At 31.2% G+C, this 21,292-nt stretch carries 19 protein-coding genes and 1 other annotated feature; of the genes, 3 read left to right on the plus strand and 16 right to left on the minus strand.

Going from position 1 to position 21,292, the window contains the following annotated elements:
• Positions 1-165: 165 nt before the first annotated feature.
• The 3 genes from GOQ29_RS11920 to GOQ29_RS11930 all read right to left on the minus strand — a co-directional run bounded on the left by GOQ29_RS11920 (position 166) and on the right by GOQ29_RS11930 (position 3,592).
• Entirely contained in the window at positions 166-978 is an 813-nt protein-coding gene (locus GOQ29_RS11920; protein WP_203372887.1) for an ATP-grasp domain-containing protein, read from the minus strand.
• A 103-nt stretch (positions 979-1,081) separates the two neighbouring features.
• Positions 1,082-2,095, minus strand: a complete 1,014-nt coding sequence (gene asnA / locus GOQ29_RS11925) for an aspartate--ammonia ligase (protein WP_203372888.1) — start codon at positions 2,093-2,095, stop codon at positions 1,082-1,084.
• A 56-nt stretch (positions 2,096-2,151) separates the two neighbouring features.
• Positions 2,152-2,406, minus strand: a binding site (T-box leader).
• 67 nt (positions 2,407-2,473) lie between these two features.
• Positions 2,474-3,592 (minus strand): SpoIIE family protein phosphatase, encoded by a 1,119-nt coding sequence (locus GOQ29_RS11930; protein ID WP_203372889.1) that lies wholly within the window; start codon positions 3,590-3,592, stop codon positions 2,474-2,476.
• Positions 3,593-3,823: 231 nt separating this feature from the next.
• Here GOQ29_RS11930 and GOQ29_RS11935 point away from each other — a divergent pair, with 231 nt between their 5' ends.
• Positions 3,824-4,354: a cob(I)yrinic acid a,c-diamide adenosyltransferase gene (locus GOQ29_RS11935; protein WP_203372890.1), complete on the plus strand. Its 531-nt coding sequence runs from the start codon at positions 3,824-3,826 to the stop codon at positions 4,352-4,354.
• A 181-nt stretch (positions 4,355-4,535) separates the two neighbouring features.
• Here GOQ29_RS11935 and GOQ29_RS11940 read toward each other — a convergent pair whose 3' ends face one another.
• From GOQ29_RS11940 to GOQ29_RS11990, 12 genes are all read right to left on the minus strand, one after another.
• Positions 4,536-6,323: an aminopeptidase P family N-terminal domain-containing protein gene (locus tag GOQ29_RS11940; protein WP_203372891.1), complete on the minus strand. Its 1,788-nt coding sequence runs from the start codon at positions 6,321-6,323 to the stop codon at positions 4,536-4,538.
• A 158-nt stretch (positions 6,324-6,481) separates the two neighbouring features.
• Complete coding sequence (locus GOQ29_RS11945) at positions 6,482-7,450, minus strand: sulfite exporter TauE/SafE family protein (RefSeq protein ID WP_203372892.1); 969 nt, start codon at positions 7,448-7,450, stop codon at positions 6,482-6,484.
• A 168-nt stretch (positions 7,451-7,618) separates the two neighbouring features.
• Entirely contained in the window at positions 7,619-8,623 is a 1,005-nt protein-coding gene (locus tag GOQ29_RS11950; RefSeq protein WP_203372893.1) for a proline racemase, read from the minus strand.
• 3 nt (positions 8,624-8,626) lie between these two features.
• On the minus strand, positions 8,627-9,097 hold the full coding sequence (locus tag GOQ29_RS11955) for a glycine/sarcosine/betaine reductase component B subunit (protein WP_203372894.1): 471 nt from the start codon (positions 9,095-9,097) through the stop codon (positions 8,627-8,629).
• 20 nt (positions 9,098-9,117) lie between these two features.
• A complete protein-coding gene (gene prdD / locus GOQ29_RS11960; protein WP_203372895.1) occupies positions 9,118-9,879 on the minus strand; it encodes a proline reductase cluster protein PrdD in 762 nt (253 codons plus the stop codon).
• Between the two features lie 91 nt (positions 9,880-9,970).
• Positions 9,971-10,216, minus strand: coding sequence for a hypothetical protein (locus GOQ29_RS15245; RefSeq protein ID WP_484477087.1), 246 nt, complete (start codon positions 10,214-10,216; stop codon positions 9,971-9,973).
• A 27-nt stretch (positions 10,217-10,243) separates the two neighbouring features.
• Entirely contained in the window at positions 10,244-10,696 is a 453-nt protein-coding gene (locus GOQ29_RS15250; protein WP_484477088.1) for a glycine/sarcosine/betaine reductase selenoprotein B family protein, read from the minus strand.
• Positions 10,697-10,721: 25 nt separating this feature from the next.
• A complete protein-coding gene (locus tag GOQ29_RS11970) occupies positions 10,722-11,003 on the minus strand; it encodes a CBO2463/CBO2479 domain-containing protein (RefSeq protein WP_203372897.1) in 282 nt (93 codons plus the stop codon).
• Positions 11,004-11,032: 29 nt separating this feature from the next.
• Positions 11,033-12,877, minus strand: a complete 1,845-nt coding sequence (gene prdA / locus GOQ29_RS11975) for a D-proline reductase (dithiol) proprotein PrdA (protein WP_203372898.1) — start codon at positions 12,875-12,877, stop codon at positions 11,033-11,035.
• 35 nt (positions 12,878-12,912) lie between these two features.
• Positions 12,913-14,202 (minus strand): proline reductase-associated electron transfer protein PrdC, encoded by a 1,290-nt coding sequence (gene prdC / locus GOQ29_RS11980; RefSeq protein ID WP_350446021.1) that lies wholly within the window; start codon positions 14,200-14,202, stop codon positions 12,913-12,915.
• Between the two features lie 338 nt (positions 14,203-14,540).
• Positions 14,541-16,316: a sigma-54 dependent transcriptional regulator PrdR gene (prdR, locus tag GOQ29_RS11985; RefSeq protein ID WP_203372900.1), complete on the minus strand. Its 1,776-nt coding sequence runs from the start codon at positions 16,314-16,316 to the stop codon at positions 14,541-14,543.
• 143 nt (positions 16,317-16,459) lie between these two features.
• Positions 16,460-17,815, minus strand: a complete 1,356-nt coding sequence (locus tag GOQ29_RS11990; RefSeq protein WP_203372901.1) for a peptide MFS transporter — start codon at positions 17,813-17,815, stop codon at positions 16,460-16,462.
• A gap of 510 nt (positions 17,816-18,325) precedes the next feature.
• Between GOQ29_RS11990 and GOQ29_RS11995 the strand changes: the two genes are divergently transcribed.
• Together GOQ29_RS11995 and pepI are read left to right on the plus strand one after the other, a co-directional pair.
• Positions 18,326-19,414 carry a M24 family metallopeptidase gene (locus GOQ29_RS11995; protein ID WP_203372902.1) on the plus strand — a complete coding sequence of 363 codons (1,089 nt, stop codon included), beginning with the start codon at positions 18,326-18,328 and terminating at the stop codon, positions 19,412-19,414.
• Positions 19,415-19,431: 17 nt separating this feature from the next.
• On the plus strand, positions 19,432-20,313 hold the full coding sequence (gene pepI / locus GOQ29_RS12000) for a proline iminopeptidase (protein ID WP_203372903.1): 882 nt from the start codon (positions 19,432-19,434) through the stop codon (positions 20,311-20,313).
• Between the two features lie 60 nt (positions 20,314-20,373).
• Here the strand turns inward: pepI and GOQ29_RS12005 are convergent, their stop codons facing one another.
• A complete protein-coding gene (locus GOQ29_RS12005; protein ID WP_203372904.1) occupies positions 20,374-21,237 on the minus strand; it encodes a YitT family protein in 864 nt (287 codons plus the stop codon).
• Positions 21,238-21,292 lie beyond the last annotated feature (55 nt).

A 21,292-nucleotide genomic window follows, 5' to 3' on the forward strand; every position in this document is an offset into this window, starting at 1 on the left:
ACGTGCACCTGAGCACCCTTCTAATACGGCAGGGGATTCCATCCCCTACAACCCCTCTTTTTTTATTGTCTTCCAATATTTTCTCTAACTACTAACCCTTGTATTTATCAATAGTCTAAAACTTTTGTTAAATTAACTTTCCTAGACAATAAAAAAGTCATTTCATTATGAAATGACTTTTTTACCTACACCTGGATATGTTGGCTTATCAGGGTCCGTATCTTCAACTATATAATTGTATGTATATTCTTCTGGTTTAATACCTAAATATTTTAATCCTTCATTTCCAAACAACACATTAAATTCCAATATATAATATTTCCCATCAACTTCAACTACATCAAAACCTGCATGGTTTATTCCTAAAGTTTTTGCTACCCTATCTATTAAATCTACAGCTGGTAATGGTATATTTTCAAAAGAATAACTGCCACCTTGAGCTATATTATTATGAAATTTACCTTCTGCAGCAATTCTCCAATATGCAGATATAACATTATTTCCTATATAAACAATTCTTAAATCTCTATCTATTGGTAAATATTCTTGTATATATATAATATCATTTTTTTCTAAATATCTATTTAAATCACTTCTATTTCTTATCAAAAATACTCCCTGTCCCATAGAATTTTTTATTTCTTTAGCAACTACAGGATATCCAAATTCTTCTTCAACAATATCAGTGGTTGAACTATTTTTGCCCATAATTTTTGTATAAGGTGTATTCTCAGGATATGTTGCAATTAAAGCTCTTGTCATCTCTACTTTATCATGACCTAAATGAAAAGTATTTATATTAGGAAATATTTTTTTCTTAAGTCCATATACTAAGGAATTCACCTGCCAATACTCAGGAAACAAAATGTAATCAGCTTCCTTAATCTTATCTATCTCCTTAAACATATTTTCTGGCTTTATATAAGTTATATCTTTCATACCTATAGTTCTAAATGGATTAAATGATATGATTTTCATTTACAGACCTCTTCTCTATTCTTTAGCATGTAAATATATTACAGAGATTTCTATAAGTTGTCAATACAATTCTTCTTTATTTTCTACTTTATTTAAATAATACTTATAATAATATAATATTTGATTTTTCGCATATATCAATCATTTCCTTAGGCCATATAGAAGACTGAACTTCACCTATATGTGCTTTCCTTAAAAAGAACATGCATAATCTTGATTGTCCAATTCCCCCTCCAATTGTATAAGGAAGTTTATTCTCCAATAATAATCTATGATATTCTAATTTCTTTTTCTCTTCACACTGTCTAGCCTTTAATTGTTTTTCTAAAGCCATTTTATCTACTCTAATTCCCATGGAAGAAAGTTCTAATGCTCTTTCAAGAACAGGATACCAAAATATAATGTCTCCATTTAAATTCCAATCATCATAATCAGGTGCCCTTCCATCATGGGGTTCTCCTGAAGCCAATATATCTCCTATTTCCATTATAAATACAGCACCCTTTTCTTTTGCGATAGCATTTTCCCTTTCTTTAGAAGATAAATCAGGATATTTATCTTCTAATTCTTGAGAAGTAATAAAGAAAATCTCTTCTGGTAAAAATTTTGATAATTTATTATATGACTCATATAGATAATCTTCTGTATCCTTAAATACTTGATATATTTCTTTAACTATTTCCTTTAATGTCTTCTTATTTCTGTCTTCTTTACTAATTATTTTCTCCCAATCCCATTGATCTACATAAATAGAATGAGCATTATCAAAGTCCTCATCTCTTCTTATTGCATTCATATCTGTATAAATTCCTTCTCCTACTTTAAAGTCATATCGCTTCAAAGCCATTCGTTTCCATTTAGCTAGAGAATGTACAATTTCTACTCTTACACCTTTATCACATTTTATATCAAATGATACAGGTCTTTCTACACCATTTAAATTATCATTTAATCCTGACTCTTTTCTCACAAATAAAGGAGCAGAAACTCTTGCTAAATTTAATCTTTCTGCCAATTTCTTTTCAAAAAAATCCTTCGTCTTCTTAATTCCTATTTCTGTTTCTCTCAAATCTAATATCGAACTATAATCTTTGGGTATTATTAATCTTTTTAACATTTTTATCCCTTCCTCCTATATTTTTAAAATAAAAAAAGTCTATCATCTCTATTAAATATAGAGACGAAAGACTTAACTTTCGCGGTACCACTCCAGTTGGTATAAAACCCACTTTATCAGTACAGAAATATATATAAATTTCGATACTGCCCAATCTATAACGGTTTGGCTCCGTCTAAGCCTACTCTCTTAAAAAGATTTCAGTTAGAAATTCAAGGATGTTCTTCATTATAAGTATTATATCGGACTTTCACTATAACCGACTCGCTAATATAAGTTCTTATAATTACTCTTCCCATCATAATCTTTTTCAAATATATTAGTTTTTATATTTAAACTAAATTATAATAATAAATACATTATATGTCAAGAATTTTCTTAATTTATTTTTACATTTAATAAAGCTATATCATCTTGAGGTGCATCATAATGAAACTCATCCATTGCATCTTGAATATGATCAATAAGATTACCTTTTTTATCTTCTATACTATTTTTTAATCTATCTATTCCAAATTCTTCTCCAAATCTATTTCTAAGTTCTATAATTCCATCAGTATAGAAAAGTAATTTATCATTTTTCTTTACCTCTATGGTTTTTTCTTCATATTCTATATTATCAAATAAATAACATATAGGATATCCAGAGTTCTCTAAAATTTGAACTCCTTTTTTGTTTATTAATAAAGGTAAACTATTATGTCCAGCATTGGCGTAAGTAAATGTTTTATATTTATTATCCAATACTCCATATATCATTGTAAAATATTTATCATCATCAAAATTTAAATCTAAGAAACTCTGATGTAACTCAGACAATACTTTTGATGGTTTAGTTGTAGTATCCATTATAGCTTTCATAGTTTGTCTCACAAACATAGTTAAAATTGAAGCAGAAACCCCATGACCTACCACATCACTTATATATATTCCAGTATATCTATTATCTATATTAAATATATCAAACATATCTCCACTTAATACTTCTGATGGTTTATATATATAATCTATAGACACAGATCCATAATTTCCTTTAGCAGGCAACATCTTTTTTTGTATTGCCCTAGAATATTTGAGATCTTTATTCATTTTTTTATTTCTTTTTAATACTTCTTTTTCAAGATTTTTTTCTCTAGTAACATCTCTAAAAACTTCCACAACAGCATATATCTCTCCATTAGAATCCTTTACAGGAGAACTCTTTATAGAAAACACTCTATCTCTAATAACTTGCTCTTTCTCAGATATAGCTCCAGTAGCAAAAGCAGTTTCAGTTATACATTTTTTACATGGACATGATTTTCCTAGAGAAAAATGACATGATTTTCCTAAAGAGTTAAATCCTATTTCTTTTCGCATAGTCTCATTTTCATATATAACTATTCCATTTTTATCTATAACCCTAACCCAATCAGCCATACCATCTAATATATCATGAGACAATTTATCATGTATTTGTTCTTCTTTATTTAAAACCATTTCTGCACTATTACTCATCTTATTACCCCCTCGGATAATATGCCTTAAATCAATATGCGTATTCAATATAACAATTATAACATATAAAGAATTTTATTTATATTATAAATATATTTGAGATATAAAAAATTAAAATTTAATTCTAAAATAAATATAATGGGAAAAAATAAATTAGTAAAGTATATCTTAAAAATGATTTTAGATATTTTTTAATGGGTATAAAATGAATATTATTAGGAGGTGTTTAGTATGAGGGTGTATACAAGAACTGGAGATAAAGGCAAAACTAGTCTCTATGATAGTAAAAGAGTATTCAAAGATAGTGCAAGAGTTGAAAGTTATGGGACAATTGATGAATTAAATTCTACTTTAGGATTAGCTAAAAATTTTATTGATGATAAAAAAATGTATGATTTAATACACAATATTCAAAGAAAATTATTTGATGTAGCAGCAGAATTAGCTACAGAAGATAAAGCTAAATTAAAATTTCAAATTACTAAAGAGGATGTTAAATTTTTAGAGAACAAAATTGATGAATATTTAGATTTAATTAAGACACCAGATCATTTTGTTATACCTGGTTCAGGAAAGGCTGCAGGGTATATGCATGTGAGTCGTACTATATGTAGAAGGGCAGAGCGTAGAATAATAACATTAGCAAGAGAAATAGATGTAAATGAACATTTATTGAAGTATATAAATAGGTTATCAGATTTAATTTATTCTTTGTCTAGATATTTAGAGAATGAATACGAAGAAGTAAAATTTAATAGATAATTAAAACTTTTATATTGATAGGTAAAACAAGTTGTATTTCATTAATGTTACTGGTATAATTTTTGTGTGTTAGTTTATTTATTGGCATATTTAAATTATACACGAAAAACCGGACTCATTTAAGAAAAGCTCCTTGTCCTATATTATATAGGACAAGGAGTTTTTCTTAAGGCCTTAACCATTAAATCTCCCTTGTATATTTTTTTAACCACTCTACTTCTTCTTCATCTAAATATGGGGAAATCTTTTCAAATACAGTCTTATGATAATCGTTTAATAACTTTTTATCTTCATCAGACATGATATCTGGATTTATTGCATCTAAATCCATAGGGATATATGTAATTGGCTCAAAATACATAAACTGTCCATATTCATTCTTATCTCCCTTATGAACAAGAAGCTCATTTTCTAAACGAATTCCATGAGATCCCTCGATATAAATACCTGGTTCGTTTGTAATAATCATATCTTCTTCAAAAGGATGAATTTCATTTGCACGATACTGCCAACGGAAACCTGTTGGACCCTCATGTATATTTAGAAGATAACCTACACCATGTCCCGTTCCATGATTAAAGTTCAATCCTCTATCCCAAAATGGTTTTCTTGCAATATAGTCAAGATTCATACCTGTAACTCCATGTAAAAATTTCGCATTTGTAAGCTGCATATTACTAATTGCTACCAGTGTAAAATGATCTTTTATTTTCTGTGGAATATCTCCTAAAGCATATGTTCTGGTAATGTCTGTAGAACCTTCATAGAATCCGGCACCTGTGTCTGTTAAGAATAAAGCCCCTTCACGTAATTCTACATCTGTTTCTGGAGAAGATGAATAGTGAACAATTGCTGCATGTTCTCCAAAAGAACAAATCGGCTCAAAACTAGGACGTATAAAGTTTCCTTGTTCTTTACGGAACTCATTCAATTTATCAGATGCACTCATTTCTGTAATTGATATATTTCCAACATTCTCTTTTAACCATTTCATAAATTTCACATGTGCCACACTATCTTTAATCTGTGCTTTACGAATATTTTCAACCTCAACTGGATTTTTCATTGCTTTAAATAGTACTTCTGGATTTCTCTTTTCTACCTTTTTAACTTCCTCTGGAATATTATTATAAAGAGCATAATTCAATTTATCTGAATCAATTAAAAGAACTTCTTCTTTACTAGTTCCTTTAATATCTTCATATATATCATTATAAGGATGAAATACAACACCATCTTTTGCAAGATCAGATCTAATTTCATCACTTAATTTTGCTTCATTTATATATAAGTCCACCTTATCCATTTTAATGATCGCATAGGATAATACAAGTGGGAAAAATTCGATATCATTTCCACGAATATTTAAAGTCCAGCAAATATCATCTAATGTTGTTAATACATGAGTAGTGGCACCATTTTCTTTCATAGCTTCACGAATACGCTCTAACTTACTAGAAACCGTTTCCCCAGTATATTTTAAATCCAATGAAAAAACAGATTCTTCAGAAAGCACTGGACGATCTTCCCAAATTTCATCAATTAAATCATAGTCATAAACAATTTTTCCATTTTTCTCATTTATAATGGCTTCATATCTTTGTCCTTCTCCCATGGCAACAACACGTCCATCAAAACCTAATGTTACATCTGTAGAAACTACTTCAGAAAGATATTCTTCTATAGTAGGAACTCCTGGTTCTCCCATTTTCATCAATCCAATTGTAGAACCTTCCAATTGTTTTGCAGCCTGAATAAAATATCTTCCATCTGTCCAAAGATATGCCTCATTTTTTGTGATTACTGCCGTTCCAGCAGAACCTGAAAATCCAGTAATGAACTTTCTTGCTTTAAAATGTTCTCCAACATATTCACTTTGATGGAAATCTGCGGTAGGAACCACATATATATCAATACCTTTTTTCTCCATCAATGTGCGTAATTTCATTAAATTTTCAGTTGCAGTCATTAAAATAACCCCCTTTATATACTAAATACATTATATATTATATCACACTATATATTCATAAAAAATTAACAAATATTAAAGTCTAGGTCCTCAATTTCCTCTATAAAAAAGGCATACCAATTTCATTACGAAATCAGTATACCTTATACCATGTATCATTAATCTTCATATTCTGGTATATAGTTCTCATCTTGATTTTTAAATGCTGATCTAAACATTGTAATTGAAGTATAAAGCACAACCAAAATCACTAGGTAAGTTAATATCTGTAACGGTAAAGATTTAACAATATAAGCTGCAATAAATACTCCAACTAAACCACCTAGTGTAATTCCCAATGCAGCTTTTCTATTATAAGCTCCTTCTTTTATAAATTTAACTGAAGCAACTGGCATTAAGAATGCACAAGAACCCATCATAATTGGAAATGCAACCCTTGGTGACATTCCTAATAAATACACAAGAGCCATACAAGGTGCATATAGACCTATACCAGCAGTCATAAGAGCTCCTAATACAAAGTTAACTATTATAGCTATAACTAATTTTGTGCCACTTACTCCTACTGGTACTCCAACCATTTGTCCATCAACTTCCATATTTCTATATACTAAATTATCTCTTACTCCCTCAAAAGTTTCATTTAATGCAACACCACCACCAGGCATCCAACCAAATTCTCCTGCTGCCATTAGAAAAGCCGTTATTAATAATGCAATTCCCATTATTAATTGTACTTTCTTCTCTGGAAGTTTAGATACTACTCCAGCTCCTACCCAAGCACCTATTGTTGCTGCTGCAAGCATAGCGATCAATGTTACAATATCTACATTTATTACAGTTATAAATATAAAAGCTTCTGCAATAACTGGTAATGAACAACTAACATTCAAAGTTCCAGGTATTACCCTATCTTTTACTTGTTTAAATCCTCTTAATAATGCAGTTGTCGGTGCAAAACTTCCTATACCTAATGTATCAAAAAAGTTAGTAAGAAATCCTATTGTAGATACCTTTATCCATGAATTATCTTCAAAATTTTCCTTATTCTGGACTAAATCCTTTCCAAATATAATAGCAAACCATACTGCAAATGCTCCTAAAACTCCTGTAATAGCACCTACCATCTTAACCCTCCTATGTTTTTTAAATCTATTTTTATTTTTGTTTGAATATTCAAAATGTATCTAATATTATAAAAGTGAACTGCAATTTTAGATGAAATTGTAATTCACTTTTATAGTAAAATGTTAAAAAATATACAAAATCATGTAACAAAAACTAACTTGCATTTTTTATAATGTAAATCCATACTTAACTGGATCATCTTCATCTATTACATATTGGTTTAACCCTGTAATATATGCAGAACCAGTAATCTCAGGTATTATAGCATCAAAATCTCCTACCTTTGTAGTTCCAACTATTTTACCTTTGAATAAAGTCCCCGTGATACTTTCATAAGTGAAAATTTCATTTTCCTTAAGTTCACCTTTAGAGTGTAATGTAGCTAATTTTGCAGAAGTACCTGTTCCACAAGGAGACCTGTCCACTTGACCTTGTCCAAATATAACTACATTTTTATAATCAGCCTCTGGATGAGTAGGCTCATCATATATCTCAACTAAATCAACAGTATTTATATGGCTTAATTCAGGGTGTTTAATTTCTATTGTTTCATTGATTATGTCCCTAATCTTTAAACCAATTTTTAATAATTCTTGACTATATTTAGATTCTACCTTTAAACCTAATTCATTTACATTAACTATTGCAAAGAAACTACCACCAAAGGATATATCTAATTTAATAGTACCGATTTCTGGAACTTCAATCTCAACATCCTTCTTATAGTGGAATGCCGGCACATTAACAACAGAAACTTCCTTAGCCTTTCCATTCTCCACTTTAACCTTACCTGTTACAATACCTGCTGGTGTGTCCATTGTTATTTCAGTAAATGGCTCCTTTGCTTCAACTATTCCACTTTCTACTGCTACTGTCATAGCACCTATTGAACCATGACCACACATATTTAAGTATCCGCCACCATCCATAAATACTATTCCAAAGTCAGCCTCATCATTTGTTGGTGAAGTTAATATTGAACCAAACATATCCCTATGTCCCCTTGGCTCTAACATCAATGATGTTCTTAAATGATCCAGTTCATTTTGTAAATACTCTTTTTTTTCTGCCATTGTTTTTCCTGGAACTTTAGGTATTCCACCAACTACAATTCTTGTAGGTTCACCCATTGTATGGGAATCAATAGCATTAATACTTCTTATAAACTTCATTACTTAGTCCTCCTTTTTTTGCATCTTTAATTTTAAAAAGGCTAACGCTTTCTTAGAATCTAAACGATTTACGTTATTTTCACCTACAACTTCTGTTTCTATCCCTTTTTTAGATTTATTAAAATCTACTATTGTGTCCATATATTTATTCGATACTACAAATTTTGCTTGATTTCCTATAAAACTCAATCCTACAACTGGTATGTTTTTCTTTCCAATTTCTTCTATAGTATTTGCATAGTCCACATGAGAATTGCCCCAACTATCTACAGATATAATAACTCCATCGGCTCTCATTGACTCCATCCATTGAGCTAATCTCTGTCCTACAAAATACTTACTTACATTATCTTGAGGCGTGCCTACTACTACTACTCCTAAAAGATCTATATCATCATCCTGTGAAACAACATCTAACAATGGGTCTCTAAAATGATGTAGTGTAGTTTCTTTAGTAGATGGACCTATACCCATTTTTATCACCATCCTAAAATTTAAGTCATCGCTCTTAAAGCGCCATCTCTGTATTCATTTGGAGATAATATCATCGGTACATTACCTATATCTATAATAGACTTCCCACCAGCAAAGCCACTGGGATCATCTGCTAATATAATATTATCACTCATAGCTCCCTGTCCTGCTATCTGTTTAACGATTACTACCTTTTTCTTTCCCGGTCTCATCTTGTCATAGTACTCATGTGATTCACTGGCACTTCTGCCATCTATTTCTCTGAGGATCTCTCTAAAATCTTGAATAAACTTATCGCATACTGTATGAGCTGCTAATGGAAGCTTTCTCTCAAAAGGAATTCCTGCTCTTAAAGTCACATCAACATGAATAATATAATCTTCCTTTGAAGGGGTGCCAGCCCTTCCAAATACCATCTGTTCCTCTAGTATTCCCTCTGATGAACCAAATTCAGCCATTTGTTTTCCCTCTGCATCTATCCCGGTAAGCATCACATATACACCAGTTAAAGTATGGGTGACTCCGTCTCCTATTCTTCCCAATACTTTCGTTGATATAGGTATTATATCCATAATACTGTTTACAAACTTGTCATGTTGTCTTGGTTTGATTATGTCAATTTCTATTCTGTCTATCAAATCTTCTGATTCAACCAGTTCACCTAATACATTCCTATCTATAGTGAGCTTATTATCATTAATTGAGTTTTTTGAACCAAACTCTACCTTATTAATATGAAAACACTTAATTACAAGTCTCCTCAATAGTTTTTCTCCATCCACACTTTCACCTTCTTTTAACCCTAACTCAAGACTACTGTAATAAGTTTAAATTTTATAACTTGTCCCCAGTATACTGGAGACAAGTTATATTTTACACTTCAGCTATATATTCATATGGAAGATTAACTATTCTTCCAGGTGTTTGAATTTCAACTAATTGAGCCAAAGTATCCTTTACTATAGCTGTTTGCATTTCTGGATTATTTGGTTCTCCAGCATTTGCTCCCATTGGTACCAATGGTGCAACAACCCTTGGAGCACCATTTTGACGTACTACTGGAGGAAGGGCTGCAATTATTATTGTTGCAATTCCAGCTTCCTCAATCGCTCTCTGCACAATCACGGCAGAGCGGTGGCAAGTACCTCAGCCAGCAGTTAGAAGTACTGCGTCTACTCCCTCTTCTTTTAATTGTCTAGCTATTTCTGGACCTGTTTCTTCAGTAAATACAGAAACATCTCCACCGCCTCCCATAAAACCAAAGTTTATAGGTGCAAGTTCTTTAATATATCCCTCTTCAGCTAATTCTTTCATTCTATCTATTGGGAACATACAATTAATATCCTTATTAACATCTCCATTGTCATATCCTCCGTGGGATACCATTAATTCTTTACTATCAACATCTCCTGGTATCATTCTAAATGAAGTGTCTCCTGCTAAGTTAAATCTTTTATCTGATTTTAAATGCACCCCAGCAGCAGTAGCTAATGCAACTCTCATTTCACTTAGTGGTTTTTCGACAGGAGTCCATACTACTAGAGGTGTAATTGGAACAAATATTTCAGACTGTAATCCTTTTACAACTGTTAAACTCATTGATTTACCTCCTTCAAAATTTTTACTATTTTTCATTTCTTTTTTCTGCTTTTCTTCTTGCTTCAAGTTGTCTTTTGGCACTTTCAGCATAGTCTTCGTCAATTTCTTCACTTATGACTTCAGGGAAAGTCATTAAAAATCCAACTTGTTGACCTACCTTTAAATCATTATTACTAATAACCATTCTTCTAGGTACTTTTAATTGTCCTAGTCTACCTTTAAAATCTATCACTACCGCTGCATCTGTTACTTCAATAATTATTCCTTCATAATAACTTTCTGTAGAGATATATTTTAATTTATCCATTTGGATATCTCCTAACCTATAATTATTTATTAATCATTTTCTACTTCGTATATTTCTCTTCTCTTTTTACTCTTTGGAAGGGACTGCTCATTTTCTTCTAATTCAATCTTTCTTCCAGTTTCCTTCTCTATTAATTCTACATTGTTTAACTTAACATTTGGATTCCATTTTCTTTCAGGTTCCTTTATATCTTCTCCAGCTATTTTAGCCTTAAGCATAGCAACAGCTCTTATAGCATCTTCTGGTGCAAGACAGTTATTTGAAAGTATTTCATTTTCTATACCTTGACTTGATTTATTATTGTCAATCATAGCATCCATGTACTCATTACCAACTACAAGCTGTCCTTGTACTGCTGAATAAGTCACACCTACTACTGGTACTCCTCTCATGCCAACTTGCTCGATATGGCTTGCAAAATCAACATGGTTATTACCAAATCCTTCTGTTGTTATAATGGCACCATCAACATCCATTGCTTCTATAGTCATACCTAAGAATCTAGATACATAGAATTTTTCAGAATTAGCTTGAGGTGAACCCACAAAGATTACTCCTGCTAAGTCTATTTCATCGTCATTCATAGCTTCAATTACTAATGGTTCTCTCCAATAATGTCTTGAAGTTTCTTTAGATGCTGGTCCTATACAAGTTAAAGCATGGATACATCCATCTAATACTTGTAATGGAGATGTAACTACCGGAACATTTCCAAGATCCACATTAGCTTTAGCTCCTATAGTTCCAATTGGTTCAGTAGGCATAATATAATTATCATGCATAGCTCCTTGACCCATAATTTCTTTAATAATAACTACTTTCTTTCTTCCTGGCTTACGCTTTTGAATAAATTCTTCAGAATCAACCACTAAACTTTCATCTGCTTTTTTAAGAGCTTCTCTTATTTCTTGAGTAATTACATCAGTGGCATCGTGAGCAGCCATAGGTCCTGGTCTTTCCATACCTTTACCTGCTTTTATTTTTACTTCAGTCTTGATGAATATTTCACCTTTTTCAGGAGATCCTGGTCTTCCCCACATAATATTTCTATCCATTGAACCTTCTGAAGAACCAAATTCACCTATTTGTACTCCATCTTCATCAGTACCAGTTACAATAACAACTACTCCATCTAAAACTCTAGTAACACCTTCACCAATTTCTCCTTCTTCTTTAGTAGCAATCGGTTGTACATCCATTATAGTTTCACTATATTCACTATATCTATCTTTATCTATGATATCTAATTTCATATCTACAACTAAATTTTGACTGTCTATAGCACCTTCACAAACGTCTTTTCTTATATAAAGAGTATTACCATCTACTTTTGTCTCTTCTGCTAATTCAACCTTATCTATCTTGAAGTGCTTTCTCACGAGTTTTCTTAAAACCTTCTCTTGAGCTTCAGCCTTCTCTTCAGCTTTATCTTCAAAAGTGGTAGTCATCGCTTGATTACTTGCTGACTGATTAATAGATCCTGCTATTGAAAGAGGTATCTCTAAGTTAATATCTCTTCCTTCTCCAATGTGAATCTTAACAGTTTGTCCTGAAAGGTTTCCAATTGGTGCAACTGGTTCAACTGGAGTTACAGGATCAACACTTTTCTCCTCTTCCATTGAAGTATACCCCTCTACCACATCTGGAGTTATTGGAGTTAAAGCGTCAAGAGTTTTAGTTAATTTTGCCCCTAAAACTTCTCCTATCTTTAAGCAATTTTCTGGTATCTCTAATAATCTTGAATCTTCTAAATCTGGAATTATATTTGGGTCTTCTAAATTAGAAGGCTCAACCACTGTTCCAGCTTCAAATCTACAACAAGTTATAGCATTGTCTTTAGCATGCTGCTTTGCAGTCTCGTTAGTAATTGACATATAGTATCCTCCTTTTATTGAATATATATTAAAAATTAATCTTCTTTTTTCCTTCTATAAAGTTTATGTCCTGTTGCTCTCAAGACATGATCTGTACTGTGATATACCGGAACTCCTAACCTAGGAGCTACATTCATAACTGTGTTAGTTCAATCCTCACAAGTTCCAGTTATTATAACCTCTGCTCCTTGTTTTTTCAAAGACAGTACCTTTTCAGCTTGCCCTGGGCAAATTCCTGGTAAATCACATCTATATCTACCATCTACTTCAGTCATTCTCTTACATCTAGTAGAAGCTACAACTTCTCCACCCATTCCTTCTGCTATTTCTTTTAATCTGTCTTTCTGAGCACCACATTCACATTCTAAAACTCCAATTTTTCTTGTTTCATTAGGAAATGGCATTCCCACAAGTATTCCACCTAAAGTTTTGGATACTGGAGTATTTTCTTCTCCATGTCTTCCAGTAAATGGTCCTCCTAAAACAATTTCCCCATGGGGCTCTACATATCTACCACATTCTTCAATGTAATTTACTATAGGCATCCCAATAGGTACATCTAGTATAACTCTTCCATCATGGGCATCTTTGATTCTACCTGCTAATGTGATGTCTTTAGTTATAACAGGTTTCCTCTCTTCTATTGCTAACACCACATTTTTTAATGTCTCCACATTAGAGATGATAGACTTTGCCTCTAGTGGTAATTGTCCAGGCTTTAATTCTACTCCTAACAATTCCCTAACTATTACCCTCTCATCTCCCGCAGGATACATATTTGGTAAGAATTTAACTTCAATATCTTTTTCCCTCTCACATAACTTCTCTAATACCTTAACTGCCTTTTCGTTTTTGGCCTTAATAGCAATGTATCCCTTTGAAGCATTAGAAATCTCCATTACATATTTAATTCCTCTAATGACTATTTCAGGGTTTTCTTCAATCACCTTTATATTGTGTTTAAGATTTGGTTCACACTCTGCAGCATTTGCGATAACATATCCACCGTCTAAGTCCGCATTGTATTTAATATGAGTTGGGAAACCAGCTCCTCCTGCTCCAACTATACCTGCCTCTTTAATTGCTTCAAGATTGTCATCTGTATCCTTGATTCTCACATACTCTTCAGATTGTTCTTTATCAAGCTCTATTACAATTCTGTCTTCTGTAATCTCCACAACTTTACCATATACGCTTGAGTGTATATTTGCCCCTAATCCATTGGGTTCAGCTACTAATTGTCCTTTTTTCACTTCTTCTCCTTCTTTTACTATTGGATTACAAGGTCCTCCCACATGTTGTTTCAATAGTAATTCAATATTCACCCTTTCCACCTCCTTAGTCAAAAATACTTAATAACTATTTCAATTTATGCTTCAACTTTGTTTGTTAAAACATTCACTTATATTAACGCAATATTTATGCCAACTTTTTAAAAAATACTTTAAAATGGCTCTAATACTACTTTATAAAATATAATTATATTAAATATATACTTATCATTTTTATCTATATATTTATTTATAATCAATATAGTCAATTTTTTGACACCATTTTTAAAATTTAATCCTATTAAAGACATGAGATTAACCGCCTTACAATAAATTTTTAAAAAAAATGTCGAAAAATAGACTTAAGTCTATTTTTCGACACTTTTTTTGTCTCATTCTTTTATATCATATTGATTTATCTTATAATGAAGAGTACTTCTTGGTATTTTTAGTAATTTTGCCGCCTTTGCTTTATTCCCTGAAGATTTATTTAAAGCTTTACTAATTAATTTCATTTCTAAATTTGATAAATATTTATTTAAGTCAAAAGATTGTTTTATTTTTTCTTCACTATCTTCTATAATATCTTCATCACTCTTTATATCTTTTTCAACCTCTTCTAATATATGCTTAGGTAACATATCTTCATGAATAATATCATCATTAGATAATACTAAGAGATGTTCTATTGTATTCTTTAATTCTCTTATATTGCCTTTCCAACTATATTTTTTTAATATATCTAAAACCTCTGGACTTATTTCTGGTATCTTTTTACCATTTTTTTTCGATAATTCTTTTAAAAAGTTATATACTAACAATATTATATCTTTTCTTCGCTTTCTTAATGGTGGAAGTTCTATTTCTATTACATTTAATCTATAAAAAAGATCTTCTCTAAAAGTCCCTTTTTTAACCATATCTAATAAATTTTTATTTGTTGCTGAAATAATTCTGACATTTGTATTTATAAACTTTTCTCCACCGACTCTAGTGAATTTATTATCCTGTAGTACCCTCAGTAATTTAGCCTGCATAAACATTGGTAAATCACCAATCTCATCTAAAAACAAAGTCCCATTATTAGCTAATTCAAAAAAACCTATTTTCCCTTTTCTATTTGCTCCTGTAAATGCTCCTTGATCATATCCAAAAAATTCACTTTCAAATAATTCACTTGGAATAGCACTACAATTTACTGGTACAAATAAACCTTTCACTCCACTATGGTCATGTATAGCTCTTGCAAATACTTCCTTTCCAGTTCCACTTTCTCCAGTTACTAATACTGAAACCTCAGTTTTTGCTACCTGTCTAGCAACTTTAATTTTTTCCATCAACTTTGGACTTTTACCTATTATGTTTCCAAAATTATCGCTTTTAAATTTTTTCACTTCATCTTCCAAAAATTTTAATGTATCATTTGCTTTTTCTAATTCATTTAATAAGTTTGTAACTTCAGTTATATCCCTATCTGTAGTCAATACTCCTTCAAATTTATCATTTATAAATATTGGTAAAGCATTTATAATAACTCGATAATCTGCTTTGGGTGAATGACATATGTTATTCATTATTTTTTTTGTTTCTAATACCTTTGAATTTATAGCATCAGGGAAAAAATCTCGTATATTTTCACCTATTATTTCTTCTTGAGATACATCATATAATTTTTCAGCATTTTTATTCCATATTAATACTTTACCATTCTTATCTATTAAGCATAAAGCCTCATGGATATTTTCCACGATATGATGTAGCATTATGCTGATCCTCTCTAAATTCATATAAAAGTGATCTCTTATCTGTTCTACCCTTATTACCCCTATCAATTTGTCATCTTCCATAACGGGTAGTCTTCCAATTTCATTTTCCATCATTATATCTCTACATTCCAATAATCTATTATCTTTAGATATAGTAATAAGATTATTTACAATAAATCTCTTTAATAAGATATCTTTACTTAAATCATCATATACATTAGATATATCAGCTAAAGTTACAACACCTTGTATTTTATTATTCCTATTTTCTATAAAAATTTCTTGGATATTATTCTCAAGCATAAGATTTATAGCTTCTTTAAGTGTATGATCTTCTTTTAAAGTAATATATTTACTGTCCATAACATCCTTAACAAGGACCTCCTGAAATTCAAACAGCATAACCTACCCACCTTTATTTAAACATAAATTGTAACTAACCTTTACATAACTTTATCATATAACAATAAAAAAATATACTAAAAATAAACATAAAACCCACAGATATCTGTGGGTTTTATGTTTATATAAAACAATTATAATTATTACTCTGTAGCTTTTTCGTCTTCTACAACTAAACCTTTTAAGTTTTTGTCCATTGCCCAGAGTATAACTCCTGCAACAATAGCAATGGCTGCAATTACACTATATACATGTACAAATTCAAACTTTAATGTGAATTCATATACCCATCCATAGGATTTGCCTGCAATAAATACTGCAAACGTCCAAACAGCCATCATAGTTGACAATAATCTAGGTGGTGAAAATTTACTTATAAATGAGTTTCCAAGTGGCGAGAATAACATTTCACCAAGGGATAACACTATACCAAATGCAACAATCCAAGCTAAGTGTGCAAGGTTTTCACCCCTTAAAATATCAGCTGCTGCAAATATAACATAGGATATACCTAATGTAATCATACCTAAAGCAGTTTTCTTAAACATGCTCAAATCACCTTGAGGTCTAGCAGCTAATTTAGTCCATAATTTACCAAGTATTGGCCCTAATGTAATACATATTAAAGCATTTAAAGAGTCAAACCAAATAGTTGGAACTTCAAAATTACCTATCATCCAGTTCGCATTAGGAGCTGCTCCACCATCAGCGCCCCAGTAAAAATATACTGGCATATAAGCTAAGTACCAGAATACCCAGAATATAACAGAAAAGAAAGATACTAATACAATAGCTGCAACTCTTTTCTTTTCGATTGTAGTAAGTGGTTTCTTTTCTTCTTTCTTTTCTTCAACTTTTTCAACTCCTACTTCATTTTCGTCATACTTAAATGGCTTCTTACCAGCTTCTCCTAAGAATCTCCATCCAAATATAAACCAAACTGCACCAACAAACATCATGATTCCACAAATTGTAAAACTGAATGAATATCCTTGAACATGAGTAATTACACCAATAATTGTAGTTCCAATAAATGAACCAACATTAACGAATGAGTACTGAGTAGAGAATGCTGAGTCCAATTGATCTTTGTTCTTAAAAAGTCTACCTGTGATAGCATTTGTCTGAGGTTTGAATAATCCAGTACCGATAGATACTATTACTATCATTAGATTAATCATAGCAGCACTTGTTGCATTAGCTCCTATTAAATAACCTACACCCATCAATACCATTCCAACAGGTGCTAGATATCTTGCTCCTACGAAACGGTCTGATATAACAGATCCTATAAGTGGCGCAAGATAAGTAAATGCAATTAAGTTAGCAGACATCTTTGCACCATCTGCAGGAGTAAGCCCTAGTCCACCATCTGCTATGCTGGCAACTACGAATACAGTTAGTAACCATTTTGCTGAATAGAATGCAAATCTTTCAAAGGTGAAAGCAAGTGAGCATACATAAAAGCCAAATGGTCTTCTCACTTTTGTGTTTTCCATTTTAATTCCTCCCTAGTAGTTTATTATTTTGTATTTAAAAAAACATAAGCAATATTAATATAGAATAAATGCGAATGTTTTCTAACACCATTACTTAAAAATAAAACAACTAACCGAAAATAATAATACAGTATTGACAAAATAAAGTCAATTTATTTTGTCAGACTCTTCACAAATATGAAAATCTTATATAATTCTTTTATTATTTGGAAAATTTTAATACTATTTCTCGAGTTTTTTCAGAAATAATAACTTTATTTCATTATTATCAGTATATTACCACAGAATAATAGGTTTATACAATAAAAATTTCATTATTTTTATAATTTTTTTATTTATAAGAAAAATATATTTCTTGGAATTTATTCCCTACCTTTTATTAAATGTCTAAATAATGGGAGTTATTATCTAATCAATTTGTAGACGATTGATATATTATTGACATATTTTGATAAACGTATTATGATGTTTAATGTATTAGAAACTTAAAAAATGTTAGGAGGCACTAGTATGAATCGAAGTAGGGTTAACAGAGTTTTAAAATCAATGGAAGATAATAGTATTCCTCAATTAATTATCTCTGATCCAACAGCTATTTTCTATTTAACAGGAAAGTGGATTCATCCAGGAGAAAGATTATTAGCATTATATCTAAATATTAATGGTAACCACAAAATAGTTATCAATGAATTATTTCCACAGGAAGAAGATCTTGGTGTTGAAATCATATGGTATAACGATATTCAAGATGGAGTTGAAATTTTATCTAAACATGTAGACAAAGATAAAGTTATAGGCATAGATAAGACTTGGCCTGCTAAGTTCCTATTAAGATTACAAGAACTTGGAGCCGGAAGTAAATTCGTAAATGGTTCTTTTATAATTGACTACGTTAGAATGATTAAAGCCGAAGAAGAAAGGGCTATCTTAAGAGAATCTTCTAGATTAAATGATCTAGTAATGGAAGAATTAATTCCATGGTCAGGAAAAGGTTTAACAGAAAAAGAATTACACGATAAGGTACTTGAAATTTATAAAAACCATGGTATCACTGAGGTTTCTTTCGATCCAATTACAGCATATGCTAAAGGAGCAGCAGATCCTCACCATGTAACTGATGACTCTAAAGGAAAACATGGAGACTGTGTTGTTCTTGATATCGGTGGATTCTACAAAAACTATGCATCAGATATGACAAGAACAGTATTTATAGGTGAAGTTTCTGAAAGACAAAAAGAAATATATAACATCGTTCTAGAAGCAAACTTAAGAGGTATAGCTGCAGCAAAACCAGGAAATAGAATGTGTGATGTAGACTTAGCTGCTAGAAACTACATAGAAGAAATGGGATATGGTGAATATTTCACCCATAGAACTGGCCATTCTATCGGTTTAGAAGACCATGAATTTGGTGATGTTTCTTCTGTAAATGAAGACATTATAAAACCTGGACAAGTTTTCTCAGTAGAACCAGGAATTTATCTACCAAAAGAAGGTATTGGTGTTCGTATTGAAGACCTAGTAATAGTTACTGAAGATGGTTGTGAAGTTATAAATAAATTCACTAAGGATATAATCATTGTTCCTGAATCTAAATAGAAAAGGATGATTTTTTTATGGAAATTACTGAAGGATATATGCCTTTTAGAGAATACAAAACTTATTATCGTATAGTAGGTGAATGTAAAGATGGTAAGAAACCATTAGTTTTATTACATGGAGGTCCAGGTTCTACTCATAATTATTTTGAAATACTAGATAGAATTGCAGAAGATGGACGAGCTATTATCATGTATGACCAAATCGGTTGCGGATTATCCTCAATGCCTGATCGTCCGGAACTGTGGAATGCAGAGACATGGACTGAAGAGTTAATCCAATTACGTGAACATCTAGGATTAGATGAAATCCACTTATTAGGACAATCCTGGGGAGGAATGTTAGCAATCCACTACGCTTGTGAATATAAACCTAAGGGAATCAAGAGTTATATTTTATCCAGTACTCTACCATCTGCTTCTCTATGGGAAAAAGATCAACGTAGAAGAATTAAATATCTTCCCCAACACATGCAAGATGCTATTGATAAAGCAGAAGAAACTGGAGATTACTCCTCAAAGGAATACCAAGAAGCTGAAGCAGAATTTATGCTTCGCTATTGTGCAGATGAAGTTGGACCAGATTCGCCAGAGTGCCTAAGACGTGAAAAAAACGCTGGCACGCAAGCTTATATAGCTGGATGGGGTCAAAATGAATTCACTCCTACTGGTTCATTGAAAGACTTTAACTTTATGGATGAAATTAAATATATCCAAGAACCTACTTTAATTATTAGCGGTTCAATTGACCTTTGTTCTCCATTTATTGCAAAGACAATGTATGATAAAATTCCAAATTCCGAATGGGAATTATTTCAGTACAGTCGTCATATGCCTTTTGTAGAAGAAAATGATAAATATATAAAAGTACTTACTGATTGGTTAAACAAAAACGACTAATTGAGTAGTATATAAATAGTAATAGCAGATATTTCATGAAATACCTACTATTACTATTTTTTAATTACTATTTATATTCTTAAATCCATTCCCTAAAACCTCATGAATATCTGTTATCATTACAAAAGCATTGGGATCTAACCTATGTATTAAATCCTTTAGCTTAACTATTTGTACCCTATTAACTACACATAATAAAGTGTCTCTCTCTAATTCAGTATACATTCCCTTTCCTTTTAAAATTGTTGCCCCTCTACCTATTTCACTTAATATAGCAGTTCCTATTTCCTTTGGTCTTTCAGAAATTATTAAAAACGCCTTTGAATAGCTAAATCCACTCATTATTTGATCAATTGCTTTTACTGAAATATATAGTGCAATTAGAGAATATAATGCTGTATCAATTTTTTTATCAACCAATCCAGCAAATATTACAACCATAAAGTCAACAGCCATCATCAATTTAGATGTACTTATACTTGGAAAGTATTTGTGCAATATAGCTCCTGCTAAATCTGTTCCTCCAGTAGTACCTCCAAATTTAAATATAATTCCTACCCCAATACCTAAAAGTAACCCTCCAAATATTGAAGATAATAATAAATTATTTGTAGCCACAGTATTAGATATAATCCTTATGAAAAAAAACAACCCTAAGATTGCATATAAAGTCTTGATTCCAAAGGTTTTACCTAAAATTATTACTCCTATTGTAAACAATAAAATATTTATCATTAAATTAACTATTTCCATTTTCAAAAAACCATCAGTTACTTTCTCAATAACTATCGCAAAACCACTTATCCCTCCTGGCGCAATGGTATTTGGCTCTAAAAACATATTTAATGCTATTGCCATCACCATTGTACCTACCGTTATAGCTACATAATCTATAATGTAATTATACCACTTTTTTTTAACCATTTTTCTCAACCCCCTATATAATATATTTAGGTTAATGAAACTAATCTATAATCCT

Origin of the sequence: Anaeromonas gelatinilytica (assembly GCF_016820635.1) — a bacterium.
In the GTDB taxonomy this organism is placed as follows: Bacteria; Bacillota; Clostridia; order Tissierellales; family SIT17; genus Anaeromonas; species Anaeromonas gelatinilytica.